Annotated in this window: 25 protein-coding genes; 11 read left to right on the plus strand and 14 right to left on the minus strand. The window is 66.9% G+C overall.

The annotated features are described in order from the left end of the window. The first annotated feature begins 228 nt into the window (after positions 1 to 228). Entirely contained in the window at positions 229 to 2079 is a 1851-nt protein-coding gene (locus tag ACZ1I5_RS10570) for an alpha/beta fold hydrolase (RefSeq protein ID WP_465173645.1), read from the plus strand. A gap of 3 nt (positions 2080 to 2082) precedes the next feature. Here ACZ1I5_RS10570 and ACZ1I5_RS10575 read toward each other — a convergent pair whose 3' ends face one another. From ACZ1I5_RS10575 to ACZ1I5_RS10610, 8 genes are all read right to left on the minus strand, one after another. Continuing rightward, complete coding sequence (locus tag ACZ1I5_RS10575) at positions 2083 to 3420, minus strand: SPOR domain-containing protein (RefSeq protein ID WP_465173646.1); 1338 nt, start codon at positions 3418 to 3420, stop codon at positions 2083 to 2085. Positions 3421 to 3441: 21 nt separating this feature from the next. After that, complete coding sequence (locus ACZ1I5_RS10580) at positions 3442 to 4110, minus strand: hypothetical protein (protein ID WP_465173647.1); 669 nt, start codon at positions 4108 to 4110, stop codon at positions 3442 to 3444. A gap of 4 nt (positions 4111 to 4114) precedes the next feature. Next, positions 4115 to 4831, minus strand: a complete 717-nt coding sequence (locus tag ACZ1I5_RS10585; RefSeq protein ID WP_465173941.1) for an AAA family ATPase — start codon at positions 4829 to 4831, stop codon at positions 4115 to 4117. 159 nt (positions 4832 to 4990) lie between these two features. Next, positions 4991 to 5749 carry an HvfC/BufC N-terminal domain-containing protein gene (locus tag ACZ1I5_RS10590; RefSeq protein ID WP_465173648.1) on the minus strand — a complete coding sequence of 253 codons (759 nt, stop codon included), beginning with the start codon at positions 5747 to 5749 and terminating at the stop codon, positions 4991 to 4993. Beyond that, entirely contained in the window at positions 5746 to 6576 is an 831-nt protein-coding gene (gene bufB / locus ACZ1I5_RS10595) for an MNIO family bufferin maturase (RefSeq protein WP_465173649.1), read from the minus strand. The genes ACZ1I5_RS10590 and bufB overlap by 4 nt, the downstream gene beginning before the upstream one ends. A 191-nt stretch (positions 6577 to 6767) precedes the next feature. After that, positions 6768 to 7031 carry a BufA2 family periplasmic bufferin-type metallophore gene (gene bufA2 / locus ACZ1I5_RS10600; protein WP_465173650.1) on the minus strand — a complete coding sequence of 88 codons (264 nt, stop codon included), beginning with the start codon at positions 7029 to 7031 and terminating at the stop codon, positions 6768 to 6770. Between the two features lie 92 nt (positions 7032 to 7123). Then, positions 7124 to 7765 carry a DUF1109 domain-containing protein gene (locus tag ACZ1I5_RS10605; RefSeq protein WP_465173651.1) on the minus strand — a complete coding sequence of 214 codons (642 nt, stop codon included), beginning with the start codon at positions 7763 to 7765 and terminating at the stop codon, positions 7124 to 7126. Continuing rightward, positions 7762 to 8265 (minus strand): sigma-70 family RNA polymerase sigma factor, encoded by a 504-nt coding sequence (locus ACZ1I5_RS10610; RefSeq protein ID WP_465173652.1) that lies wholly within the window; start codon positions 8263 to 8265, stop codon positions 7762 to 7764. Before ACZ1I5_RS10610 ends, ACZ1I5_RS10605 begins: the two co-directional genes overlap by 4 nt. A 262-nt stretch (positions 8266 to 8527) precedes the next feature. Between ACZ1I5_RS10610 and ACZ1I5_RS10615 the strand changes: the two genes are divergently transcribed. After that, complete coding sequence (locus ACZ1I5_RS10615; protein ID WP_465173653.1) at positions 8528 to 8806, plus strand: BufA1 family periplasmic bufferin-type metallophore; 279 nt, start codon at positions 8528 to 8530, stop codon at positions 8804 to 8806. 59 nt (positions 8807 to 8865) lie between these two features. Beyond that, positions 8866 to 9318, plus strand: coding sequence for a DoxX family protein (locus ACZ1I5_RS10620; protein WP_465173654.1), 453 nt, complete (start codon positions 8866 to 8868; stop codon positions 9316 to 9318). 15 nt (positions 9319 to 9333) lie between these two features. Here the strand turns inward: ACZ1I5_RS10620 and serB are convergent, their stop codons facing one another. Next, the gene (gene serB / locus ACZ1I5_RS10625) at positions 9334 to 10215 is read right to left on the minus strand and encodes a phosphoserine phosphatase SerB (RefSeq protein ID WP_465173655.1); all 882 of its coding nucleotides are present in this window, start codon (positions 10213 to 10215) and stop codon (positions 9334 to 9336) included. On the opposite strand from serB, the gene miaA reads away from it, so the two are divergent. The 8 genes from miaA to ACZ1I5_RS10665 all read left to right on the plus strand — a co-directional run bounded on the left by miaA (position 10214) and on the right by ACZ1I5_RS10665 (position 18433). Then, the gene (gene miaA, locus ACZ1I5_RS10630; protein ID WP_465173656.1) at positions 10214 to 11155 is read left to right on the plus strand and encodes a tRNA (adenosine(37)-N6)-dimethylallyltransferase MiaA; all 942 of its coding nucleotides are present in this window, start codon (positions 10214 to 10216) and stop codon (positions 11153 to 11155) included. The genes serB and miaA overlap by 2 nt on opposite strands. Before the next feature lie 79 nt (positions 11156 to 11234). Then, positions 11235 to 12983 carry an acetolactate synthase 3 large subunit gene (locus ACZ1I5_RS10635; protein WP_465173657.1) on the plus strand — a complete coding sequence of 583 codons (1749 nt, stop codon included), beginning with the start codon at positions 11235 to 11237 and terminating at the stop codon, positions 12981 to 12983. After that, a complete protein-coding gene (gene ilvN / locus ACZ1I5_RS10640) occupies positions 12983 to 13498 on the plus strand; it encodes an acetolactate synthase small subunit (protein WP_465173658.1) in 516 nt (171 codons plus the stop codon). The genes ACZ1I5_RS10635 and ilvN overlap by 1 nt, the downstream gene beginning before the upstream one ends. A gap of 99 nt (positions 13499 to 13597) precedes the next feature. After that, the gene (gene ilvC / locus ACZ1I5_RS10645) at positions 13598 to 14671 is read left to right on the plus strand and encodes a ketol-acid reductoisomerase (protein ID WP_465173659.1); all 1074 of its coding nucleotides are present in this window, start codon (positions 13598 to 13600) and stop codon (positions 14669 to 14671) included. A gap of 269 nt (positions 14672 to 14940) precedes the next feature. Beyond that, entirely contained in the window at positions 14941 to 15552 is a 612-nt protein-coding gene (locus ACZ1I5_RS10650) for a YceI family protein (protein ID WP_465173660.1), read from the plus strand. Then, positions 15549 to 16187, plus strand: coding sequence for a TMEM175 family protein (locus ACZ1I5_RS10655; protein ID WP_465173661.1), 639 nt, complete (start codon positions 15549 to 15551; stop codon positions 16185 to 16187). Before ACZ1I5_RS10650 ends, ACZ1I5_RS10655 begins: the two co-directional genes overlap by 4 nt. 159 nt (positions 16188 to 16346) lie before the next feature. Then, entirely contained in the window at positions 16347 to 18005 is a 1659-nt protein-coding gene (gene leuA / locus ACZ1I5_RS10660) for a 2-isopropylmalate synthase (protein ID WP_465173662.1), read from the plus strand. 116 nt (positions 18006 to 18121) lie between these two features. After that, entirely contained in the window at positions 18122 to 18433 is a 312-nt protein-coding gene (locus ACZ1I5_RS10665) for a hypothetical protein (protein WP_465173663.1), read from the plus strand. Between the two features lie 18 nt (positions 18434 to 18451). Here the strand turns inward: ACZ1I5_RS10665 and paoC are convergent, their stop codons facing one another. From paoC to ACZ1I5_RS10690, 5 genes are all read right to left on the minus strand, one after another. After that, positions 18452 to 20653: an aldehyde oxidoreductase molybdenum-binding subunit PaoC gene (paoC, locus tag ACZ1I5_RS10670; protein WP_465173664.1), complete on the minus strand. Its 2202-nt coding sequence runs from the start codon at positions 20651 to 20653 to the stop codon at positions 18452 to 18454. Continuing rightward, the gene (locus ACZ1I5_RS10675; RefSeq protein WP_465173665.1) at positions 20650 to 21606 is read right to left on the minus strand and encodes an FAD binding domain-containing protein; all 957 of its coding nucleotides are present in this window, start codon (positions 21604 to 21606) and stop codon (positions 20650 to 20652) included. The genes paoC and ACZ1I5_RS10675 overlap by 4 nt, the downstream gene beginning before the upstream one ends. Then, complete coding sequence (gene paoA, locus ACZ1I5_RS10680; protein ID WP_465173666.1) at positions 21603 to 22232, minus strand: aldehyde dehydrogenase iron-sulfur subunit PaoA; 630 nt, start codon at positions 22230 to 22232, stop codon at positions 21603 to 21605. The genes ACZ1I5_RS10675 and paoA overlap by 4 nt, the downstream gene beginning before the upstream one ends. A gap of 145 nt (positions 22233 to 22377) precedes the next feature. Further along, the gene (locus ACZ1I5_RS10685; protein ID WP_465173667.1) at positions 22378 to 23559 is read right to left on the minus strand and encodes a (R)-mandelonitrile lyase; all 1182 of its coding nucleotides are present in this window, start codon (positions 23557 to 23559) and stop codon (positions 22378 to 22380) included. 115 nt (positions 23560 to 23674) lie between these two features. Continuing rightward, on the minus strand, positions 23675 to 26089 hold the full coding sequence (locus ACZ1I5_RS10690; RefSeq protein ID WP_465173668.1) for a S8 family serine peptidase: 2415 nt from the start codon (positions 26087 to 26089) through the stop codon (positions 23675 to 23677). Positions 26090 to 26236: the final 147 nt, after the last annotated feature.

The following is a 26236-nucleotide window of genomic DNA, read 5'->3' on the forward strand; positions in this document are numbered from 1 at the left end:
GCCGCCGCAAATCAGCGTGCCGCAGGTGACGAACAGCAATTTCGTCACGTCGGGCGGGGGAATGATGTTCATTGTCTTTTGTTCTCCTGGATGCGGGCGGGGGGTGCCCTAAAAAATGCGACCAGGTTTCTTATCGTTGACGGCGAATTAGGCCGGTTCGGCCCTGAGCTGAATGATCGCGCAACCGAAACAATTGATCGAAACGCCGGAAAAGAGGACAATCCGGCGATGGATGTACTGGCCGACATATTGTCGTCGATGCGCCTGAGCGGCGGCGTCGTGATCGACGCCGAGCTCGGCGGGCCGTCCTGCCTTGCATCCCAGTTCACCAAGGAACATTGCGCGGCCTATTTTGCCGAACCGGCGCATGTGATTGCCTATCATTATGTCCGGTCGGGCCGGATCTGGGTGGAGGTTCCGGGCGAGCCGCCGGTGGAGGCCGAGGCCGGATGCGTCATCCTGCTGCCGCGCAACGACCGGCACCTGCTCTATTCCGAACCGGGGCTGCCGCCAGTCGCGTCCGAGGATCTGATCGAGCCGGGGCCGAGCGGGGAGCCCGCTCGAATCCGCGTCGCAGGCAACGGCGACCAGACCATGCTCTACTGCGGCTTTCTGGGCAGCAGCTCGCCCGAGAATGCGCTGATCCAGAGCCTGCCCAGCATGATGCTGATTCACGCCGGCGACCCTTCCACCAAGGACTGGCTCGAAAGCTCGCTCCGCTTCGCCGCGGAGCAATATGCCGGAGCGCCCCCGATGGTCGTCGCGCGTCTGACCGAGCTGCTGTTCGGCGAGGCGGTGCGCCGCTACATCGAGGGCCTGCCCGAGGGAGAAGGGGGATGGCTCACCGGCCTGCGCGACCCAGGCGTCGCCAGGGCGCTGTCGATCATCCACAATCGCTATGCCGAGGCGCTCGACGTGACCGGCATGGCGCGGGAGGTCGGCATGTCGCGCTCCGCCTTTGCCGACCGCTTCACCGCGCTGATCGGCGAGGCACCGATGCGCTATTGCGCGCGCTGGCGCATGCGCGTCGCGGCGAACATGCTGCGCGACGGCCGAGCAAGCAGCACCAATATCGCCTATGATGTCGGCTTCAATTCCGAGGCAGCCTTTACCCGCGCCTTCAAGCGCGAATATGGCGATCCGCCCGGCGTGTGGCGGCGCAGGCTGGCACAAGCCGGGAGTGCCGGCGACAGCGACCCGGCGGCGCCATCCGCCGCCGCGAAGGCGGAGGAAAGGATCGCCGTCTGCACCTCGCCCGACGGCACGCGCATCGGCTGGTCGGACATGGGCGAAGGCTTCCCGTTGCTCCAGCCGGCGGTGTGGTTCCACCAGATCGAGGAGGATCGCGCCTCGGTCGCCTGGCAGCATTGGGTCAGCGAGGCACGCCGGGGCCGGCGGCTGATCCGCAGCGACCTGCGCGGCGTGGGCCGGTCGGACCGCGATCCGCCGCGCTGGACGTTCGACGCGCTGCTCGAGGATTTCGCGGCGGTGGTCGACGCATCGGGCGTTGACCGGTTCGACCTGTTCGGCCTGTCGCATGGATCACTGGTCGCGCTCGCTTATGCCGCGCGCCACCCGGCGCGCGTGCGCCGCATGATACTGTATGGCGGCTATGCCGCGGGCTTCGAGGTGCGCGGCGATCCCGAGGAGATCAAGCGGCGCAAGTCCTTGCTCGACATGGGCCGCATCTACCGCGACGGCGGCCGGGAGGTGTTCGGGCGCATGCTCGGGGCGCTCTACTGGCCCGATGCGCGCGGCGCGATGATCGACTGGTTCAACGATCGGCTCGGCACGATCATGGGCCTGAACGAATCGCTGCAGGATGTCTTCCGCTCGCTCGACCTGCGCGGCGAGCTCGGCGCGATCACCGCCGAGACGTTGATCGCGCACAGCCGGGGCGACCGCATCATCCCGCACGCCTGCGCCGAGGAAATGGCGCGATTGATCCCGGACGCGCGGCTGCTGTCCTGCGACAGCGAGAACCATATGCTGCTGGCGGACGAGCCGGCATGGCCGGTCTTTATGCAGAGTCTGCGCGGATTTCCCGGCGCAACCGGGAACGGCGCAACACCAGCCTGAGGCTCAGCGCGACGCGATCTGCCGGCCGGCGGGACGCGCCCAGGACGCCACCTGATCGCCGGCCTGGACGCGGACGAAGCAGGTGCCGCCCCTGGCCTTGAAGCGCCGGCACAACGCGTCGGCCTCGGCGCGGGCGAAGCCGCCGACCGAGAGGCGGTAGAGGCTGCCGGCACCCGATGTGATGCTCACGCCCGACGGCATCTGCCCGGCAAAGGTCGCATTGCCGCGGACTGCCCGTCCCCAGGCATCCTTCGCCACGGCGGCGTTCTGATATGCGCCGAGCTGGACGAAATAATTACCCTTCGCCGGCGCACGCGTCACCGCTGCCACGACCGGCTTCGCCTTCACGCTCGCGATACGAACGGGCCGCGAGGCGAGCCTGGTCGCCGGGAGGCGCTGAACGATTTCCTCGCGCGGGCCGAACACGACATTGGCAAAGGCGGGCTTGGCCGCCGGGGCGGCGTCGACGGGCATCGCGGCAACCGCCACGGCCGCGGCGGGCACGTCTTGAGCTGCCTGAGGCGCCTTGTCCGCCTGGCTGGGCGTGAACGCGTCGACCGGGGCTGCGGCGGCCAGCGCGGTGCCCGGCATCGAACGGTTGAGCGCGAGCGCCACCGGCTGGCCGGGATCCATCACCGCCCTGACGCCGAGCAGCGCGGCGACCTGATCATAGGCCGATGTCGGGCGCGCGAATGCGGCCCATTGCAGCATGCGCTGATCGATCTGGTCGGGTGCGAGATCGAAGGACGCCATCGTCTTCGCTTCCTGCCAGCGGCCGGCCAGCGCAAGGCTGAGCGCGAAATTCTGCCGTGTCTTGGAATCGGCGCCGGGCGAGCGCACCGCGACATTCAGCACGTCGACCGCGCCGGCGGGATCGCCGGCCAGCGCCATTGCCAGCCCGCGGTCGCTGACCGGGATGATGTCCTTGTGAGTGTCGAGCGTCTGACGCGCCGTGCCCCAGTCGCCCGTGGCGATCTGCGCCAGCGCGAGGTTGAGCGACAGCTTGCCGTTGCCGGGATCGAGCGTCGTCGCGTCGGCAAAGGCCTGGCGCGCGGAATCGAACCGGCCGGCGCGCAAATAGCTTTCGGCTAGCAGCGCGCGAAAGCCCGCGACCTGCGGGCGCAACCCGACAGCGGCTTCGGCATGGAATACCGCCTGCCCGGTCTTGCCCCGGTTCAGCGCCGCGCGCGCCTTGCCCGCTTCCGACGCCGCCTTGCGCTCGGCACGCGATTCGTCGCGCGCGCTGGCGAAAGCGATGCCGCCATGCGAAGTGATGCCGGCCAGCGCACCGCAGCCGACAAGCGCGGTGAGCCCAAGAGTGACGATCGCCCGGGTCTTCATCGGAACTCCCCCAACTTCAATTCAGCGTGTCGCGCGGGGCGGCAGCTGGCTGGCCAGCTCTTCCACCTCGGGCAGGGATTGCAGGAACGAGTCCAGCGCCTGAGTCACCAGGACCTGAGCGGAGCAATTGTGCAGCGCGCTCGCAAGGCGCAGGCGCAGATGCCGGCCATGGTCGAGCCGCAGCGTGAAGGCGGCCTTGCCGGCCTTGGCCTGCGCCTCATGCCCGATCCGGGCGACGACGGCCGCCGATACGGCAACGGGTGCCGGCACTGGTTTGGCGACCCGGATCGCGAGCAGCGAGGCCGACTCGAATTCGGGCTCGGGCTCGGCTTCCGGGTCGGGAATAGAAGCTGACTCCGCCTCGTCACGCACAGCCTCAAACGCCGGTTCGGACTCGTGAGAGCCAAGCTCGGTCGCTGGCCACCGCGCGACCTGCGGTGCCTCGAATTCCTCCTGCAGCGCCTCGCGCTGACGCAGCACGGGCGGCACGATGGCGGGCGGGGCATAGGGCTCGGCGCCATGGCCGTCCGGTTCTCCCATGTCGTTCCAGCCGAGATCGTCGTGCGGCGCCGGAATGGCGCCGAAGCCGCCAAAACCCTGGGGCCGCATGGCGGGACGTGCCTGGCCCTTGCGGGCGAGCAGCGTCGACGAGAGCGAAGCGAACGGCTTGGACTGCCCTAACATCGTCATCCTCTCACCCCACCACGCGGCGGCCGAAACCGCCAGCTGCCGGACGCTGCGACGCATAGCCATTCTGCGTGGTCGGCGCCGAGAAGACGGTGCGGCGGAAATTCCGCTCCAGTCGGTCCGAGATATAGGTCCAGAGCTGCTGGATCTCCTGGCTCGACCGGCCATTGCCATCCACTTCCATGACCGTGCGCCCATCGATCATCGATGCGGCGAAATCCGTGCGGTGATGGACGGTGATCGGCGCGACCGTGCCGTGCTGCGACAGCGCGACGGCGGCTTCGGAAGTGATCTTGGCCTTGGGCGTCGCGCCGTTGACCACGAACAGCAACGGCTTGCCGGCGCGCTCGCACAGATCGACCGTGGCGCCGACGGCGCGCAGATCGTGCGGCGAAGGGCGGGTCGGGATGACGATCAGCTCGGCCACCGCGATCACGCTCTGGATCGCCATGGTGATCGCCGGCGGCGTGTCGATCATCGCCAGGCGGAAGCCCTGCTGACGCAGCACCTCCAGATCGGCGGCAAGCCGCGCGACGGTGGTCTGGGCAAAGGCCGGAAATTCGCTGTGCCGTTCGTTCCACCAATCGGACAGGGACCCCTGGGGATCGATATCGATCAGCACGACCGGGCCAGCGCCCGCCAGTTGCGCCTGAACGGCCAGATGCCCCGACAAAGTGGTCTTGCCGGATCCGCCTTTTTGCGATGCCATCGCGAGAACGCGCATGTGCCCCATCAACTCCCACTGTTCGAGGGGGAGGAATGCCACCGCAGACGTCAAGAAGCAGTTAACGGGCCATAGGGGTTGTCGCGGGGCCGGCCAGTGGCGTCAATCGCCGAGGCAACGCTGGCCGGAGCCGCGCCCTTGGAAGCGGTGGCAGCCGGCTCAGGTCGCCGTGAAACGCCACCCGACGATCAATCCATCGGCGATCCATTGGCCGAGCATGCCGCCCGCCCGGGCGATCCCGTCGCTTTCGCCCCAGGACGCCACCATGCGATCGCATAAACCGGCGAACGGCAAGCCGACACGCGCCCAGAGGAGCGCTTGACGCTCCACTTGATCGATCGCGCGGAAATGCGACACATGGTCCTGCCGCCAGACCAGAATCGCGCCCGGTTCTGCCAGCAGCACGGCTGCGGGCGGCGCCTCGCCTTCGGCCAGCGCCGACCAGATCGCCGGGGCGTTGCTGGTCAGCGCGCCGAGATCGAGCGTCGGCGTGAAGGCGAGCACTGCCCGGTCCCAGTCGATATCGGCGAGGTCCCCGCGCGTCAGCGGCGTGGCGTCGTGGGCGACAAAGGCTTCGCCGAGCGCATTCTCGATCCAGGCGAGCTCGGTCACCTCGGGGTCGTCGGGGTAGAGCGACGCGAGGGTCGCCGGGAAATCGCCGGGATAGGCGTCGAGCGTCCAGCTGCTCGGCGGCACGCGGTCGATATGGGTGGCGACCGCTGCGTCGAATGCCTCGGCGCCGATCCAGTCACGTGTCCGCGCAAAGCTGTCGGCCAAGCAGGCGACGAGCTGAGCGCGGTAGTTATTCTGATGGACGCGTAGCCCCGGCGCGACACCCGTGCCGAGGCGGGCCGCGGCCGGTTCGTCTTCGCTGACGAGCCAGGCGCGCATGTCGCGCTGCAGGTCTAGCAGGCTCATGCCGCTGCCTGCAGCGCCCGGCCGCCGATGCGCCGCGCGATGGCCAGCTCCGCGAGCAGTTCCTCGAGCGGCGGAATGGCGTCGTCGCGCTCGATCATCGTCGCCACCGGACCCAGTCGCGGCAGGATATAGGCGTAGAGATCCCAGACCGAGGGCGGCACCGGCCGGTCGTGCGTGTCGATCAACAACGCCGCGCCCTGGCTATGGCCGGCGAGATGGATCTGGCGGACGCGGCCTGCGGGGATTCTATCGAGATACGCGATCGGATCGAACCCGTGATTGGTCGCGCTGACGAAGACATTGTTGACGTCGAGCAGCAGCCCGCAGCCAGTCCTCGCGCACAGCGCATCAAGGAACTGCCACTCGGTCATGTCGGCGCCGGGAAAATCGATATAGGTCGACGGATTCTCGATCAGCATGGGGCGGCCCAGCGTGTCCTGCGCGCGGGCGATATTGGCCGCGACGAGGCTGAGCGCTTCGTCCGTATAGGGCAAAGGCAACAGGTCGTGGGAATTGAACCCCTCGATCCGCGACCAGCTCAGATGATCGGAGACGAACAACGGCTCGATCTCTTCCACCAGCTGCCGCAGCCGCGCGAGATAGGCCCCGTCCAGCCCGTCGGCCGACCCGACCGACATCGACACGCCGTGCAGCGCGACCGGATAGCGCTCGCGGACGTCGCGAAGGATTTGCCGGGGCCGGCCCCCCGGGACCATGAAATTCTCCGAGATCACCTCGACGAAATCGACGCCGATACGGTGATCGAGAAAGTCGGCATAATGCGGCTTGCGCAGGCCCAGGCCATAGCCGGAGAAAGGGGAGATCATGAAGGGTCTTCCAGTAATATCGCCTTGTCTTCTTCCCCGGCGAAGATTGCCGGGTTGAACATGCCCCGCATGTTCAAGGATCGTCCGGGGGACGATCCGACCCGGCACTCTTCGCCGGGGAAGCAATGTTTTTGGGGACGTCAGAGAGAAAGCCGGCCCGACGGCGCTGACACCGCCGGGCCGTCGCGCGATCAGTTGGGCGCGGTCAGGCTGCCGCCGGCGGCCTTGCACTGCTTGGACGAGAGTTCCTTGAAGCCCATGCCCTTGCAGTCATTCTGGCCCTTGCAGTCGTTCTTCGCCGTCTTGCAGTCGGATGTGCCCTTGCAGGTGTTGATGCCGTAACAATGGACCTTGGCGGCGGCTCCCTTGGCCACGGCAACGGTGGGAGCGGCGGCGCTGATGGCAACGACGGCGGCGGCTGCGGCGAAGCTGACGCCGGTGCGAAGGATGGTCATGATGGTCTCCGAATGGGGGATGCCGGATTGGCTTCCGTCATTCGGGCGGGTCGCGTGGCGGGTTACAGCGCTGGGAAATTTACCCCAAAAATCTACCAGCGCAGCAGGCGCGGCCCAAGTAGCGCTCCGATCGCAGTGGCGAGCAGGATACCGAGCGAATACCAGGTCAGCACGAAGATCGCCGACACCTCGGGGCAATGGAGGCAATAGACCGTCGCGGCAAAGGCCCCCGCCGACAGCCCCGCGGCCGCACCGGCCGCGCGCAACCGGGTTGGGGCGAGCCGCCGGAACGACCAGAGCAACCCGACAAAAATCGGCATCGCCAGCGCGACGACACGCCACGGACACTGCATCCAGCTATAGCTGAGCCACATCCGCAGCCAGTCGCCGGGCGGCGTCCGGATCAGCTCCATTGCGCCCAGGCCGGTGAGCAACACCGCCGGGATGGCGACCAGCCACAGGCCGCGCAGCCGCGTGGTCTCGGGTCTGGCGAGCTGGATCGTCACTGCAAGCGCGGCGATCGACAGCGAGATGGTGTAGGCCCATTTCATCCAGAAGGCGAAGCCGTGCATCGCGGTGCCGAGATCGGGCCGAATGCCCATCCACGCCACAACCAGACCGAGCGACACCAACATTCCTCCGCCCAGGCCGAGCAGCACGCGCCGGCCGACCGCGCCGCGGCGAACCGGGGCGACGTCGCTCGACAACGCGGTGATGAGGTCGTCGGTATTCATCGCCGGCCTCCCTGGATGCGCGCCATCAGCGTCTTGAGGCCGCGATGGACCGAGACCTTCACGTCGGATTCGCCGATCCCGTCGGCCTCGGCCGCTTCGGCGATGCTCAGCCCGTCGAGCCGGGTCGCGCGGATCATCCGCGCCTGCTTGGCCGGCAAGGAGTCGAGCAGGTCGGCGACATCCATGCGGGCGCTCGACGCATCCTCGAACCCTTCCGCGACCAGGATGTCCTCCAGCCCGTCGATCGGCTGGAAGCGGCGGTGGCGGCGGAAATGGTCGATCATCTTGTAGCGCGCGATGGCGAACAGCCAGGCGGTGAAGGCGCGGTCCCGGTCATAAGTGGCGCGGCGCGTGTGCACCGCAATCAGCGTTTCCTGCACCAGATCCTCGATATCGTCGTCGCCGCCGGATCGACGCCGATAGAAGCCGCGCAGCAGGGGCACGAGCAGGCGCAGCAGCGCAGCGTGATCGCCGGCATTGCCGTCGAGCCCGCTGATCATCAATCCGCGCAATTCTGCCTCGCTTGCCCGCATTCGCGCTCCCTCGGGAAGAATTCGGGGCGTCCGCGCGATTGGTTACAGCATCGCGGCCGATCGTCGAAAAAAATGTTCGAGGGCGAAATTTGTAACCGCGGTCGCGTCGCCGGCGAACTGGCAGGGTGACCCGGGCATTCCAGCCTCCTCTACCCGGGCACCGCGCGGCGCCGCCCTTCCCCCGGCGGCGCCGCGCGCCCCGGAGGCCCCCAAATCGAAGGAAAAGACCATGCGTTCGACCCACGCCACCATCGCCGCCACGCTCGCCCTCGCCATCACCGGCGCGACTCTCGCCACCGCCGCCTCGGCCCAGACCAAGCCCGCGATGGAGAAATGTTACGGCGTCTCGCTCGCCGGCAAGAACGACTGCAAGGCCGGCGCCGGTACGAGCTGCGCAGGTACCTCGAAGGTCAATTATCAGGGCGACGCATGGAAGCTGGTCAAGGCCGGCACCTGCACCACGATCAAGACCCCCAAGGGCGCGGGCTCGCTGACCCCCAGGGCGTAAGCCGCATCCGCCGGGGCGCGACACGATCGCGCCCCGGCCACCTCCCAATGGAGCCCATCATGGTCCCAATCATCTCGCTTTACCGGCGCACCGTCGACCGTGGCTCGGCGCTGCTGCCCGATGCCCTGCTGCTGCTCGTCGCGCGCCTCGGCATCGCTTCGGTCTTTTTCCTGTCGGGCAGGACCAAAGTGGAGGGCCTGCTGACCATCACCGACAGCACCTTTGAGCTGTTCCGTACCGAATATGCCCTGCCGCTGGTCCCGCCCGACATCGCCGCGGTGGCCGCGACCGTGTCGGAGCACCTCTTCTCGATCCTGCTGGTATTCGGGCTGGCGACGCGCTTCTCGGCGCTGGCGCTGTTCCTGATGACGCTAACCATCGAGATCTTCGTCTATCCCGATGCGTGGTCCACGCATCTCAGCTGGGCGGCGATCCTGCTGCCGCTGATCGCGCGCGGCGGCGGCGCGTGGTCGATCGATCGGTTACTGTCAGCGCGATTCGTCCGCCCGTAAGACCGGCGGACTAGGTCAGGCCCCGACCCAGTCCTTCCGGGCGATTCCCTGCGCATAGAGCATAGCGGTCAGATCATTATGGTCGATCCGCGCGGCGGCTGCGGCGGCGACGATCGGCTTGGCGTGATAGGCGACGCCCAGCCCTGCCCGTTTGATCATTGCCAGATCGTTGGCGCCGTCACCCACCGCGAGCGTGGCTTCGGGCGGCAGGCCAAGCTCGGCGGTCGCGTCCAGCAAGGTGCGCTCCTTGGTGTCGGAGCCGACGATCGGCTTGGTCACCAGACCCGACAGCGCCCCGTCGACGATCTCCAGCCGGTTGGCGATGGCGCGGTCGAAGCCGATCATCTCCGCGACCGGCTCGGCGAAGCGGGTGAAGCCGCCCGACACGAGGATCGTCATCGCGCCGCGCGCCTTCATCGTGCGGATCAGCGCCACCGCACCGGGCATGATCGTCACGCGCTCGGCGAGGCATCGGGCGATGACACCCTCGTCCAGTCCCTTGAGCAGCGCCACGCGCGCATCCAGCGCCGATTCGAAATCCAGCTCGCCGCGCATCGCCGCCTCGGTGACGGCGGCGATCTGCGGCTTGATGCCGGCATAATCGGCCAGTTCGTCGATGCATTCGACGGTGATCATGGTCGAATCCATGTCGGCGACGAGCAGCTTCTTCTCGCGCCCCTCGGCCAGTTGCACGACCACGTCCATATCCGGGAACACGCCCACCAGCGCGCTGCGCGCTGCCTCTGGCGCGAGCCCGAACATGATGTCGGCGGCATATCCCTCGTCCAGCCAGACATGCGCCGCGGGCAGGCAACCCGCCGCGTCGAGCCGGTGCTGCGCGGCGGAAATATCGTCCCCGCTGAGTTTTCCCGCTGCTATCAGCGTTGCGATGAACATGACGTCTCCCCTGCCTCGTAAGCCGCGCGTGGCGCTCATTGCAGGGCCGACCGCCAGCGGCAAGTCCGCGCTCGCCATGGCGATCGCACAAAAGCATGGCGGCGTGGTGATCAACGCCGATTCAGCCCAGGTCTATGCCGATCTGCGCATATTGTCGGCGCGGCCGAGCGTGGAGGAAGAAGCCCGCGTGCCGCACCGGCTGTTCGGCCATGTCGATGGCGCCGACATCTATTCCGCCGCGCGCTGGGCGATCGAGGCCAAGGCGGAGATCGACCGGGCGCATGCGGCGGGCCAGTTGCCGGTGCTGGCCGGCGGGACCGGGCTGTATATGCGTACCCTGCTCGACGGCATCGCCCCTGTGCCGCCGATCGATCCGGCGATCCGCGGCGAGGTGCGCGCGCTGCCCGTCGCCCGGGCCTATGCGCAGCTTGGGGAACTGGATCCGCCCGCCGCCGCCCGGCTTGCGCCCGCCGACACCACTCGGGTCGCGCGCGCGCTCGAGGTCGTTCGCTCCACCGGCAGGACGCTGGCGACATGGCAGCAGGAAAAGACCGGCGGGATCGGCCATGCGATCGAGCTGATGCCGATGGTCATGCTGCCTGATCGCGACTGGCTGCTCGCGCGCTGCGACGTGCGGCTGCAGGCGATGTTCACGGAAGGTGGGATCGAGGAAGCACGCGCGGTGCTCGCCCGGACCGATATCCTGCCCTCAGCGCCCGTCCGCCTGGCGATCGGCGTGCCGGAGATCGGCGCGATGCTGGCCGGCGCCATGACGCCCGATCAGGCGCTGGCGGCGGCGCAACTGGCGACGCGCCAATATGCCAAACGACAATTTACGTGGTTTCGGAACCAACCTCCCGCTATGTGGCCCCGCGTGGCAGCGACAGAAACATGCGTGCTGCTGGACGATTTTGAAACTAGATTTCCACAAGAAGCTTGACGCACAAATTTTCGATCATTAACGGCGCCTTTCGCGAAGCAATGTTGCGTCGCACTGGGTCATAAGAGGCAGATACGATATGACGACCGAGAAGAGCGGAGCCGATATCCTGGTCGAGGCGCTGTGCGATCTCGGCGTGGAGGTCGTGTTCGGCTATCCCGGCGGCGCCGTCCTGCCGATCTATGACGCGCTGTTCCGCAGCAAGCGGATCAAGCACATCCTGGTCCGGCACGAACAGGCCGCGACTCACGCCGCGGAGGGCTATGCCCGCTCGACCGGCAAGCCTGGCGTCGTGCTCGTCACCTCGGGCCCCGGCGCGACCAATGCCGTCACCGGCATCACTGACGCGCTGATGGATTCGATCCCGATGGTCGTCATCACCGGCCAGGTCCCGACCGCGCTGATCGGCACCGACGCGTTCCAGGAAGCCGATACCGTCGGCATCACGCGCCACTGCTCCAAGCATAATTATCTGGTGAAGGACCCGGCGCAGCTCGGCGACGTCATCCATGAGGCATTCCACATCGCCACCTCGGGCCGCCCCGGCCCCGTCGTCGTGGATATTCCCAAGGACGTTCAGGTCGCCAGCGCCCGCTACGTCAAGCCGGGCCCGATCAAGCACAAGACCTATCGCCCGCAGGTGAAGGCCGACCAGGCGCTGATCGAGCAGGCGGTCGACATGCTCGCCGCGGCGGAACGGCCGATCCTCTACACCGGCGGCGGCATCATCAATGCCGGCCCGGCAGCGAGCCAGTTGCTGCGTGAACTGGCGCGGATCACCGGCGCGCCGGTCACCTCGACCCTGATGGGGCTTGGCGCCTTCCCCGCCACCTCCGACCAGTGGCTCGGCATGCTCGGCATGCACGGCACTTATGAAGCGAACTGGGCGATGAACCAGGCGGACCTGATCCTCTGCCTCGGCGCGCGCTTCGACGACCGGGTCACCGGCCGGCTCGACGCCTTCAGCCCGAACAGCCGCAAGGTGCATATCGATATCGACCGGTCGTCGGTGAACAAGAACGTCCGCGTCGACCTGCCGATCATTGCCGATGTCGGCCACGCGCTGGAGGACATGGTCCGCGTCTACAAGGCGCGGCGCCATCCCAAGCCCGACCTGTCCGACTGGTGGCAGCGCATCGCCGGCTGGCGCGCGGTGAAGAGCCTCGACTTCGTCGACAGCGCCACTGAGATCATGCCGCAGCGCGCGATCAAGGCTTTGTGGGAGGCGACGCACAAAAAATCGCCGATCATCACCACCGAGGTCGGCCAGCACCAGATGTGGGCCGCGCAGCATTTCGATTTCGAGGCGCCGAACAAATGGCTCACTTCGGGCGGGCTCGGCACGATGGGCTATGGCCTGCCCGCCGCGATCGGCGCGCAGCTCGGCAACCCCAATGCGCTGGTCATCGACATCGCCGGCGAAGCCTCGATCCAGATGAACATCCAGGAGCTCGGCACGGCCACCCAATACCGGCTGCCGGTCAAGATCTTCATCCTCAACAACGAATATATGGGCATGGTCCGGCAATGGCAGGAACTAACCTATTCCAGCCGCTATTCCGAGAGTTACAGCGATTCCCTGCCGGACTTCGTGAAGCTGGCCGAAGCCTATGGCTGGAAGGGCATCCGCATCGAGCACCCCGACCAGCTCGAGGCCGGCATCGCCGAGATGCTCGCGCATGACGGGCCGGTGATGGTGGACTGCATGGTGGCGAAGCTCGCCAACTGCTTCCCGATGATCCCCTCGGGCGCTGCCCATACCGACATGATTCTCCAGGCCGCCGAAGTCTCGGGCGAGATGGACGACGAGGCGAAGGCACTGGTCTGATGCACATCAAGGAAGAAACCGCGAAGCGCCACACGCTGGCGATCATGGTCGATAACGAGCCGGGCATCCTCGCCCGGATCGCCGGCCTGTTCACCGCGCGCGGCTATAATATCGAAAGCCTGACCGTGTCGGACGTCACCGCCGACAAGGCGGTCAGCCGGATCACCATCGTCACCTCGGCGTCCGATCATGTGATGGAGCAGATCCTCGCCCAGCTCGACCGGCTGGTGCCGGTGCATTCGGTGACCGATCTCTCCGCGCTGGGCCCGCATGTCGAGCGCGAGCTGGCGCTGGTCAAGGTCCGCGGCACCGGCGACCACCGGATCGAGGCGCTGCGCCTCGCCGATGTCTACCGCGCCCGCGTGGTCGACGCGACCACGTCGAGCTTCGTGTTCGAGGTGACGGGCGGGCCGGAGAAGATCGACACCTTCATCACGCTGATGCGTGAAGTCGGCCTGATCGAGGTCGCCCGCACCGGCATCGTCGCCATCGCGCGGGGGAAAGAAGCCGCGTAACCGCGCCACAAACACACCGTCACCCTGAACTCGTTTCAGGGTCCATGCGCGGCCAATCGCCTCGGGAGCGTCGCTCCTGGATCAGCTGACCGCGCCTGGATGCTGAAACAAGTTCAGCATGACGCGCAAAAATCGAACGAAGGAGCTTATACAATGCGTGTCTATTATGATCGCGACGCCGATCTGAACCTGATCACCGACAAGAAGATCGCGATCGTCGGTTATGGCAGCCAGGGCCATGCCCATGCCCAGAATTTGCGCGATTCCGGCGTGAAGGAGATCGCGATCGCACTCCGCCCCGGTTCGGCGACCGCGAAAAAGGCCGAAGGTGCCGGCTTCAAGGTGATGACCAATGCCGAGGCAGCCGCCTGGGCCGACATCACCATGATCCTCGCGCCCGACGAGCACCAGGCGGCGATCTATGCCGATGATCTGCACGCGAACCTGAAAAAGGGTTCGGCGATCGCCTTCGCGCACGGCCTCAACGTGCATTTCGCGCTGATCGAGCCGCGCGAGGATCTCGACGTGATCATGATCGCGCCCAAGGGCCCGGGCCATACCGTGCGCAGCGAATATGTCCGCGGTGGCGGCGTGCCCTGCCTGATCGCGATCGACCAGGACAAGAGCGGCAACGCGCACGACATTGCGCTGGCCTATGCGTCGGGCGTCGGCGGCGGCCGTTCGGGCATCATCGAGACCAATTTCCGCGAGGAATGCGAGACTGACCTGTTCGGCGAGCAGGCCGTGTTGTGCGGCGGTCTCACCCATCTCATCCAGGCCGGGTTCGAAACCCTGGTCGAGGCTGGCTACGCCCCGGAAATGGCCTATTTCGAGTGCCTTCACGAAGTGAAGCTGATCGTCGACCTGATGTATGAGGGCGGCATCGCCAACATGCGCTATTCGATCTCGAATACCGCGGAATATGGCGACATCACCACGGGCCCGCGGATCATCACCGACGAGACCAAGGCCGAAATGAAGCGCGTGCTCGCCGACATCCAGGGTGGCCGTTTCGTGAAGAACTTCGTGCTCGACAACCGCGCCGGCCAGCCCGAGCTCAAGGCAGCCCGCAAGGCGGCAGCGGCGCATCCGATCGAAAAGGTCGGCACCGAACTGCGCGCAATGATGCCCTGGATCGGCGCGAACAAGCTGGTGGACAAGGACAAGAACTGAGCGCGCTACAATTTCACCACCCGTTCGTGCCGAGTAGCGACCGAGTAGGCGAAGTCGTATCGAGGGCGCGTATCGAGGTACAGGTTACGCACGAAACGCCTGTCCCTCGATACGCCATCTCGACAGGCTCGATGGCTACTCGGGACGAACGGATGTGGGGTTAGTGGCGTCAAGGGCACTCACAGCCAACGGATCGTTTCCGCTTCGGCGCTTGCATTCATAGGGGGCCGCGTCATCTTGGCGCGGCCCTTTTCTCTCGGAGATTTCCCATGCGCTATGCCTTTGTCGCCGTCCTGGCGCTCGCGACCGCCCCGCTGCTGGCGCAAACCCCGGCCGGCCCTCCCGGTACGCTCGACGCCACGAAAGTCGTCTCCGGCACCTATCAGGTCGAGCCGCGCCACAGCCAAATCCTGTTCACGGTCAACCATTTCGGCTTCACTGAATATACCGGCCAGTTCACCCAGCCGACCGGTACGCTGGTGGTCGACACCGCCAACCCGGGCAACTCGAAGGTCGACGTGACCATCCCGATCGACAAGGTGCTCACCACGCTCCCCGCGCTCGACACGCATCTGAAGACGCCCGACTTCTTCGACGCCGCGAAATTCCCGACCGCCAAGTTCGTCTCGACCAAGGTCACGATCAACGGCACCACCGCGACGATCGCCGGTGACCTGACCCTGAAGGATGTGACCAAGCCAGTCGTGCTCACCGCGCGCTTCGTCGGCGCGGGCAACGCCACCCAGGGCGCCAAGAAACTCAACTTCGGCTTCGCTGCGACCACCAGCATCAAGCGCAGCGATTTCGGAATCACCTTTTTGGTCCCCGCCGTATCCGACAAGGTCGATCTGACCATCAACGCCGGCTTCGTCGCGCAGTGACCGACCCGGCGCCGTCCGCGATTGAGGAAGGCCGGCCGGGCATCGGCCGGGTGGAAGCATTCTCGGACGGCGTCGTCGCCATCATCGTCACCATCATGGTGCTCGAGCTTCATCCCCCGATTTCCGAGGGGATGGACAAGCTCTGGACGCTCTGGCCGGTGTTTCTCGCCTATGTGCTGAGCTATGCCTATGTCGCGATCTACTGGGTCAATCATCACCGCCTGTTCACCCATGCGACTCATGTCACCAACGGGCTGATCTGGTCGAACATCCTGTTGCTGTTCGCGCTCTCGCTGGTGCCCTTCTCCACCTCCTATCTCGGCGAGCATCATTTCAACCGCGAGGCGACCCTGCTCTATCTCGTGACGATGCTGCTGCCGTCGGTCGCCTATATGTGGCTCCAGTCGGTCATCCGGCGCACCGGCAGGCAGGGCCCGGCAGCGGAGGCCTATTATCGCAGCTACGGCCGCAAGGGCCGCTTTGCCGGGCTGCTCTATCTGGCAGGCATCCCCCTCACCTTCCTCTCGCCCTGGCTTGGCGTCACCTGCGCCGCGCTCGTTGCGGTCCTGTGGTTCCTGCCCGAAGGCCCGCTCGACCGTTTGTTCGAAGGACAGGCTGGACATGAGGCGCGGTGACGCGGTAACGCGCATTCATATGACGCTGGCGCTACGCCTTTCGCTGCTTCGACTTACGCGCCCTTAGGCGCGATTTCCGCCGTGCGCCTTTGGCGCGCGCGACCCGCCTAAGGGCCTCAACCGACCCGAACGACGACCGCGAGCAGCGAGATTAGACCCATGTTGCGTGACCCTTCGACCAAATACCGCCCCTTCCCGCAGATCGATCTGCCCAACCGCGAATGGCCGTCGCGAACCATCACCCAGCCGCCACGCTGGCTCTCGACCGATCTGCGCGACGGCAACCAGGCGCTGATCGATCCGATGGACGGGGAGAAGAAGACCCGCTTCTTCGACCTGATCTGCAAGGTCGGCATCAAGGAGATCGAGGTCGGTTTCCCGAGCGCCGGCGCGACCGAGTTCGATTTCATCTCCGGCCTCGTGAAAACCGGCCGCATCCCGGACGACGTCACGATCCAGGTCCTGACGCAGTCCCGCCGCGACCTGATCGAGACGAGTTTCGAATCCCTGCGCGGTGCCCCCAGGGCGATCGTCCATCTCTACAATGCGGTCAGCCCGGCCTGGCGCAAGATCGTGTTCGGCATGAGCCGCGACGAAGTCCGCCAGATCGCAGTCGACGGCGCGAAGATCCTGCGCGACTGCGCCGCCGCCCAGCCGAATACCGACTGGTTTTTCGAATATAGCCCGGAAACCTTCTCCACTGCCGAGCTCGATTTCTCGGTAGAGGTCTGCGAGGCCGTGATGGAGGTGCTGCGCCCCACCCCCGATCACCCGCTGATCCTCAACCTGCCGGCGACGGTCGAGTGCGCCACGCCCAACATCTATGCCGACCAGATCGAATGGTTCGGCAAGAATATCCGCAACCGCGACGGCGTCGTGATCTCCTTGCATCCGCACAATGACCGCGGCACCGGCGTGGCGGCGGCGGAGCTGGGCCTGATGGCCGGCGCCGACCGCGTCGAGGGCTGCCTGCTCGGCAATGGCGAGCGCACCGGCAATTGCGACCTGGTGACGGTCGCGCTCAACATGTACACGCAAGGTATTGATCCAAAGCTGGATTTCTCGGACATCGACGAGATCATCAACACCGTCACTTATTGCAATCAGCTCCCCGTCCATCCGCGCCATCCCTATGCCGGCGAGCTGGTGTTCACTGCCTTTTCCGGCTCACATCAGGATGCGATCAAGAAGGGCTTCGCTGCCCAGGCCGCGCGCAACGACGAGTTCTGGGAAGTCCCCTATCTGCCGATCGACCCGGCCGATCTCGGTCGCAGCTATGAGGCAGTGATCCGGGTCAACTCACAGTCCGGCAAGGGCGGTGTCGCCTGGGTGATCGAGCAGGACAAGGGGCTAAAGCTCCCCAAGCGCCTCCAGGCCGATCTCAGCCGTCACGTCCAGGCCATGGCCGACGAGACGAGCCGGGAGCTGAACGCCGAGGACATCTGGAACGCCTTCCACAAGGCCTATCTCGCCAAGCCCCACGATCGTTTCACCCTGCTCGACTATCATGAGAGTGGGGCGTCCGGCGACCGGCTGTTCGTCGGCCGTGTCGCAATTGGCGGCGAGGAGCGCTCGATCTCGGGCCGCGGCAACGGGCTGATCTCGGGCGTCATCGCCGCGCTCGGCGAGACGACCGGCCCGCAGCTCGACGTGGTCGACTATAGCGAGCACGCGATCGGCCACGGGGCGGATGCGCAGGCGGCGGCCTATGTCGAATGCCGCACGTCGGACGGCCGCACGGTGTTCGGCGTGGGCATCGACGCGGATATCGCCACGGCATCGGTCAGGGCGGTGCTCAGCGCGGCCAACGCCGTCTAGCTTGTCTCGGCGCCATTGCGCCCTGTGAAGTGCCATCATAGGTTGCCGGCCGTGGCGCCGATGCCGCGGGCAATGGGGCCTCGACCGGGATGACTCGCATAATCGCATCAGCGCTGTTGGCTGGGACCGCATTAGCGCTGGGCGGTTGCGTCGCCGGCCTCGCGGTCGGCGCCGCCGGCATGGCAGCCCGCGGCGTGGCAGGCACACCGAAGAACAACGAACAGTCGCACGGCGCGGCAGCGACCGACTGCAGCACCCGCGCGTCGTCCTATGGCACAGTGCGCCTCATCGACGTCGAGCAGCGCAGCGCGAGCAAGATCGTCGTCTGGGGCACGGTGGACGACGGCAAGCAACGACGCTCGTTCGAGTGCAGCTACGGGACGAAAATCACCGGCTTCAAGATGCGGCCCGTCGCGTCGCACAAATAACCGCCAGCGAACACTGCTTCAGGCCATCTCCGGCAACCGATCGAGATGCTTGTCGAGCGTGATCGGATAATCGCGTACCCGCACCCCCGTCGCATTGTAGATCGCATTGGCGATCGCCGCCCCGACCCCGCACAGGCCCAGTTCGCCCACCCCCTTCGCCTTCATCGGCGAGGAGATCGGATCGACCTCGTCGAGGAAGATTACCTCCTGGTGCGGGATATCGGCATGGACCGGCACCTCGTAACTGGCGAGGTCGTGGTTGACGAAGAAGCCGAAACGCTTGTCGACCGCCAATTCCTCCATCAGCGCCGCGCCGACACCCATGGTCATCGCGCCGATCACCTGGCTCCGCGCCGATTTGGGGTTGAGGATCCGCCCCGCCGCGCAGACCGCCAGCATGCGCCGCACCCGCGTCTCGCCGGTGAAGCCATCCACCGCGACCTCGACGAAATGCCCGGCAAAGGTCGATTGCTGATATTGCTTGTCGAGCGTGCCATATTCGATGCCGTCCTCGACCACGATCTCGCCGCCCTGCGCCGCCTCGCCCAGCGCGGCGCTGCGCTTGCCGGCCCGCACCTTGCCATCGGCGAAGGCACTGGTCGCCGGATCGAAGCCGAGCCGCTGCGCCACCGTCTCGCGCAGCTTCATGCATGCGGCATAGACGCCGGCGGTGGAATTATTGGCGCCCCATTGCCCGCCCGACCCGGCCGAAACCGGAAAATCGGAATCGCCCAGCTTCACCACCACCTTGTCGAGCCCGATGCCCATCGTCTCCGCCGCGGTCTGCGCCAGGATGGTGTAGGTGCCGGTGCCGATATCGGTCATGTCGGTCTCGATCGTCACCACGCCCTTGCCGTCGAGGCGAACGCGTGCCGCCGACTTCATCAGCAGATTGTTGCGGAAACCCGCGGCCACGCCCATGCCGATCAGCCAGCGCCCTTCCCGCACCGAGGCCGGCTTGGCGTTGCGCTTGTCCCAGCCGAAACGCTCCGCCCCGAGGCGCAGGCACTCGACCAGCTGCCGTTGCGAGAATTTCCGCTCCGGTTTTGCCGGATCGACCTGGGTGTCGTTGAGCATGCGGAACTGCACCGGATCCATGCCGAGCTTCTCCGCCATCTCGTCCATCGCCATTTCGAGCGCCATCAGGCCGGGCGCTTCCCCGGGCGCCCGCATCGCATTTCCTTCGGGCAGGTCGAGCTCGGCCAGGCGCATCGCGGTCAGCCGGTTCTCGCCGGCATAGAGCAGCTGCGTCTGCTGCACCGCCGATTCGGGCTTGCCGTCCGGCAAATTGCCCGACGCGCTTTCATGCGCGATCGCGGTGATCCGCCCCTCGCGCGTCGCGCCCAGCCGGATGCGCTGGATCGTCGCCGGTCGGTGGGTGGCGTTGTTGATCATCATCGGGCGAGTCATCGCCAGCTTGACCGGACGCTTCGCTGCCCTGGCACCGAGCGCCGCCAGCACCGCATCGGCGCGCAGGAACAGCTTGCCGCCGAACCCGCCGCCGATGAACGGCGAATCCAGCCGCACATTCTCCTTCGCAATGCCCAGCGTCTTCGCCAGATCGGCCTTGGTCCAGGCAATCATCTGGTTCGACGTCCACAGGGTAAGCTTGTCGCCTTCCCACGCCGCGATCGTTGCGAACGGTTCCATCATCGCATGCGATTCGTCGGGCGTCGTATAGGTCGCGTCCAGCGTCACCGGCGCGGTGGCGAACGCGCCGTCGAAATTGCCCACGCGCATGATCTTGGCATCGCCATCGCCGGTATAGGGCGCGGTCGGCGCGAGCGCGGCCAGATCGAAACTGCCCTTCGCCCGCGCGTAATCGACACGCACCAGATTGGCCGCGGTCCGCGCCTGCTCGAACGTCTCGGCGACGACGATTGCGACCGCCTGGTGATAATGCTGCACCTCCGGCCCGCCGAACAGGGAGGCGGTGTTGAAATTGCCCCTGGCCAGCTTCGGCATGTCGAGCGTGGTGACGACCGCCAGCACGCCGGGCGCGGCCTTCGCTTCCTCGGTATCGATCCGGTTGATCCGGCCCTTGGCGATCGCGCTGCCGACGAGATAGCCATAAGCCTGTTTCGCCACCGCATCATGCCGTTCATAGGCATAGGGCGCGGAGCCGGTGGTCTTGAGCGGCCCGTCGATCCGGTCGGTCGGCTTGCCGATCACCTTGAGCTGGTCGATCGGATTGGTGCCCGCGGGCGTGTCGAACTTCATGACCGGCTCCTCGCGTCGCTCATCACCGCCGCGATGGTTCGCTCGACCAGCGGCACCTTGAAGGCGTTGTCATGGGTGGGTTTCGCGCCCGCCAGCAGGTGCGCGGCGACGGCCTTCGCCCCGCGCGGCATCGACGCCTCGGCCGCCTCGATCCGCCAGGGCTTCGGCGCGATGCCGCCGATCGCGACGCGCCCCGTGCCGTCCGGCCGGATCACCGCCGCCACCGACACCAGCGCAAAGGCATAGGACGCCCGGTCGCGCACCTTGTGGTAGAGATGCGTGCCGCCGATCGGCCTGGGCAGGGTCACGCCCGTGATCAGTTCGCCCCGCTTCAGCACCGTCTCGATATGCGGCGTCTTGCCCGGCAGCTGATGGAAATCGGCGATCGGAATGGTCCGCGCCACCCCCGCCGCGTCGACCGTCTCCACCGTCGCGTCGAGCAGCCGCATCGCCACCGCCATGTCGCCCGGATAGGTGGCGATGCAGGTGTCGCTCGTCCCGATCACGCCGAGCTGCCGGCTGAACCCGCCGATCGCGGCGCAGCCGGACCCCGGCTTGCGTTTGTTGCAGGCTTGGTTGGTGTCGTAGAAATAGGGACAGCGCGTCCGCTGGAGCAGGTTGCCCGCGGTCGTCGCCTTGTTGCGCAGCTGCCCGCTCGCGCCCGCCACGATCGCCCGGGTCAGCACGCCATAATCGCGCCGGATGCGATCGTCCGACGCCAGCATGGTGTTGGTCACCAGCGCGCCGATCCGGACCCCGCCTGCTTCGGTCTTCTCGATCCGGTCGAGCTTCAGCGGTCCGACATCGACGAGATGCTGCGGCGCCTCGATCTCCAGCTTCATCAGGTCGAGCAGATTGGTGCCCCCCGCGATGAACTTGGCGCCGGGCGTCCGTACGACGGCAGCGGCAGCGGCGGCCGGCGTTTCGGCGCGCTCGTAGCTGAACGGTTTCATGCCGCCCCTCCCGCAACGTCCGCCATCGCTTCGGCAATGTTGGAATAGGCGCCGCACCGGCAGATATTGCCGCTCATCCGCTCGCGCATCTCCATATTGGTGGCTTGCGGCCGCTCGGTCAGACTGGCCGACACATGGCTCGGCACGCCGGCCCTGATCTCGCCGAGCACCGCCACCGCCGAACAGATCTGGCCGGGGGTGCAATAACCGCATTGATAGCCGTCATGCCTGATGAAGGCCGCCTGCATCGGGTGCAGGTCGCCCGGCGTGCCAAGCCCCTCGATCGTGGTGACCTTGTCGCCTTCGTGCATCACCGCCAGGCTCAGGCAGGAATTGATGCGCTTGCCCTCGACCAGCACCGTGCAGGCGCCGCACTGGCCATGGTCGCAGCCTTTCTTGGTGCCGGTCAGCTGCAGATGCTCGCGCAGCGCGTCGAGCAGGGTCGTGCGCGTGTCGAGCTCGAGCTCGCGGCGCTTGCCGTTCACCTCCATCGCCACCGTCATCATCGACGGCGTGGTGCGCGGCGGGACGCCCTGCGCCTCCGCTTTGGGGACGGCAGTGAGCGCGGCGGTGGCGGCGGTCGCCGCCAGAACGCCGCGCCGGGAGATTTCCAGATCGCCAGCCATATCGGGTCGATTCCTTTCCAGCGTCTCGGAAAACAGGAGAGTGTAGCACTTCAGAACTCAACGCACGAAACCGAGTCGCGATGCGCGCGATTGATGCCGTATCCGGCATGCGCCCATGACTCGGTTTCATGAGCGGGCGGACGACTCAGTCGGGCCCGCGATACTGCGCGTCGCTGACGGGCTGGAGCCACTCGGTCGCCTTGCCATCCAGCGTCTCCGCCACCGCGACATGAGTCATCGCGCTGGCCGGCGTCGCGCCGTGCCAATGCGCCACGCCCGGCCCGGTCCAGACGACATCGCCCGGGCCGACCGCGCGCACCGGCTCGCCCTCGGCCTGCACCCAGCCACGCCCAGCAGTGACGATCAGCAATTGCCCGAGCGGATGGCGATGCCAGTGCGTTCGCGCACCCGGCTGGAAGGTGACGGTCGCCCCGCCCACCCGCGCATCGCCGCTGCCCTTGAACGGAGAGCTCACCAGAGCCGATCCGGTGAAATTGGCCGCCGAGCCCGGAACAGGCTGTCCGCCGGGCCGCACCACGCTCAACGCGTCGGCGCGATCGCTCGCCTCTGGCGCTGGGGCGCCTCCGGCAAGCACCTTCCCGGCGACCGCGACCGCCGCCATCGCCCTCGGCCAGCCGGCGTAGAAGGCGAGATGCGTGAGCGCCTCGCCGATCTGGTCGCGCGTCAGCCCGTTCTCCACGCCGCGCCGCAGATGGAAGGCAAGCTGGTCGTCGGCCCCGATCGCCGCGAGCGCCGCGATGGTGACGAGGCTGCGATCGCGCGGACTGAGATCGGTCCGCCGCCAGAGATCGCCGAACAGTACGTCGTTGGTCAGTTCGGCAAGCTTGGGCGCCACCGGCCCGACATTCTCCTCGACCGACCGGGCACGGGCGGCGTCGGATGCCGGCACGGGCAACGGCGCAGCGGCGGCCCGCAAGGTCGCCGGGTCGATGTCCCGCGCGGCAAACGCCTTTTCCACCACCTCGAGCGACGATACCGCATTGGGCCAGCCGGTATAGAAAGCGAGGTGGGTGACCAGCCCGGCAATCTCGGTCGGCCGGACGCCGTTATCGAGCCCGCGGTTGAGATGCCCCGGCATCTGCGCGGTCCTGCCGGTCGCGACCAGCACGGACAGCGTCACCAGGCTGCGATCCCGCGCGGCGAGGCCGGGCCTTTTCCAGACATCGCCGAACAAGATGGCGTCGGTATAATCCGCCAGCGCTGGCGCGATCACCTGCATCGCCCTGGGCGCGACCGAGGCTGTTCGCTGTGCTTCCGCGGGCCCTGCCAGGAGCAGCGCCGCCGTGGTCGCGACGATCGGTTTCATCATGGGTCTCCCTTGCGCGCCGTTACAGCCTACGCGTCCGGGCGCTGCACGATTACCCCATCAAACCGGCATGTCATCATGCAGGAGATTCATGAATGCCCAGCCTCGTATCGTCCTAGAACGCCGCGAGGGGACCGATCCGGAACCGGCGCAGCAACAGGGTCCGCAGATTCCCTGCGTTGGAGATGTCGAACTGATAGTCGATCCGCGTGCCGGCGGGCAGTTCCGGGATATTCTCCGACCAGACCCTGCCAACGCCCGGATTGTGATTATATCCGGGGCCCCAGGAGCCGGTCCAGTTGTTGGTGCGCACCTCGGCCCCGGTCGCCGCGTTTCGGGCGACCGTGTGGACTCGCCACACGGCATTGGCGGTGGGTGAGCTATATTCGAAGCCGAGCAGCGCCTCGATCCGCACTGCGTCGGCCGGCAGGTTCTTGCAGACGATCGACACCGAAGCATTGGGCGGCAATGTCCAGCCCGGTGTCGCCCCGTTCAGGGTCGGCACCGCGCCGCCTGACGCCGCGGTCAGCCCGCACCGATGGCCGCTCGAGTCCGACACGCCGCCCAGCGGCGCGATTTCGGTGAAGGATTCGATGGCGATCCCCTGATCGTCGAGCGCGCTGCGCAGCGCGACGACCGGATTGATCAGGCCCAGTCCCTGGCTGTCGGTCCAGGTGGCGGCGCCCAGGCCCGAGGGGCCGGACATGTCCTTCAGCAGCAGGCTGCTGTCAGCGAACGCCTCTTTGACATCGGCCTTCGGCGCGGCCGACAGGATCAGCGCGGCGATCGCGGCGGCCTGCGGCGCGGCGGCGCTGGTGCCGCAAAACATGGGCTGAAAGGCCGGATCCTGGACTGAATTCACGACGCAGTCGGCTGCGGCGAAATCGGGCTTTCGCAGGATCGTGCCGCTCGCATAGGTCAGGCTGTCGGGCGCGAGCGGTTGCCCGGCACCGTCATAATAGACCCGGCGCGGCCCGTCCGAGCTGAAGGATTCGACGTCGAGCGTCGGTGCGCCGCGATCATAGCCGTTCGACCGGAACGGTGCCGTCCGCTGCTGCGCCGTCACCGCGGCGATCGTGAAGGCCTTCGCGGCGCCAAGCGCATTGTGCCCGAAGGTCTGTCCGTCCGTGGCATAGGCCAGCCTGCCGCGATTGGTGACGATGCGGACGACGCGCGCGGCGTCGGTTTCCGCCTTCAGGACGGCGAGGCGGTAATGCGGCCTGAGGTCGACCGATATCATCGGCACGTCATCGACCGAGGAAGCGAGCGTCTGCAACTGCCCCGCCTCGTCGAACGCCGCGAACAGATAGTCGTTGATGGTGTCCGGCGAGTCTCTGACGGGGTCGTTCCAGGTCAGTTGCGCATTGGGAGCGCCCGGATTGGCCTGGGTGACCTCGTCGAACACGACCCCCGGCGCGAACTGATGGAAGCGGTAGGTGATATTGGTGATCTGGTTGGTGGCCGGGTCGAACGACGGTAGCTGGATCGTGCTCGTGCTCGGGCTGAAATCGCCTTCCCAGGTGCCGCTCGTATGCTGGGCGAGATTGCCGCTATTGGCGGCTGACGAGAAAAACAGGATGCCATTGTCCGTCGCGGCGCGGGCGGCCCGGGCGATCTCGCCATCCTGAAACGGCGTCTCGTCGGAATAGGTGATGTCGTCGACGATGATGGTGCAATGGTCGAGCGCGAGCCGCGCCACGTTGATCGCCATGCGCACGCGCGTGTCGCCCATATCGGCAAAGGCGAGCGTGGCGCCCGGGGCAATGCGGTGCACGATCTCCAGCATCGCGGTGCCCTCGCCATGTCCGTGGGGAGTCGGGACGCCCGCGGGCTCCGCCAGCACCTCGACGGCGCCGAGCGTGCCGTTCTGCTGGGATTCGGCGAGGTGATCGATACTGTCCGAGATGACGCAGACCTTGATGCCGGTACCGTCGGCCTTGAAGGTGCCGCGCAGCAACGCGCCTTCATGCGCCGCGTCGCCATCCCAATTGGCGCCCTGGCCCGGCGCGGGGGTCGCCTGGTTGACCACCGGCGACCGGGCAAGCGCGATACTGCGCACCTCCGGCCGCGCCGTCACCGCCGCGAGGCTCGACAAGGGCAGCCGCACCGACATGCTATGATATTCGGGAATTTCGGCGATGTCGGTGCCGCCCTGGCTGACGATGAAGTCATGCAGCGCAGGCGTTATGTCCCCCTTGATCACGACGAGTTCACCGCCGGTGGACGGTTTGCCGCCGGGCAAGGCGGCGTAGGGGCGAAGCGGCGCCGCGCCGGCCTGAGTCACGACGGGGCCGCGCGCCGCGAGCAGCAGGCCGGAGTCGAGCTTGGCTTCGGCCGGCGTGCGCGGCAGCAGCTGGCGTTGCGCCGACAGCAGCTGCTGCCTCATCGCGGCCGATACGCCCGCGGCATCGGCCGGCTGGCTTGGCGGCTTGGCGGGCGGAGTCTGACTCCATGCCACGACCGGCACCGCCGCGGCCGGCAGAAACCGGATCCAGCGAAGCGTCCGGAGGCAGGCCCTGATGGTCGGCATCGGCATTTCCCCAACGACAGATCGACGCCCGGCCGAATGGCGCCGCGGTCCCCTCCCGCATCGTCCTTGGCCGAGCCGGTCGACCGTGAGACGGGGAGATCGTTACGGCAATTGAACAAATTTGTTCGCGCCCGGCGCTGTGATATG

The organism is Sphingomonas sp. BL-S-30 (assembly GCF_055521475.1).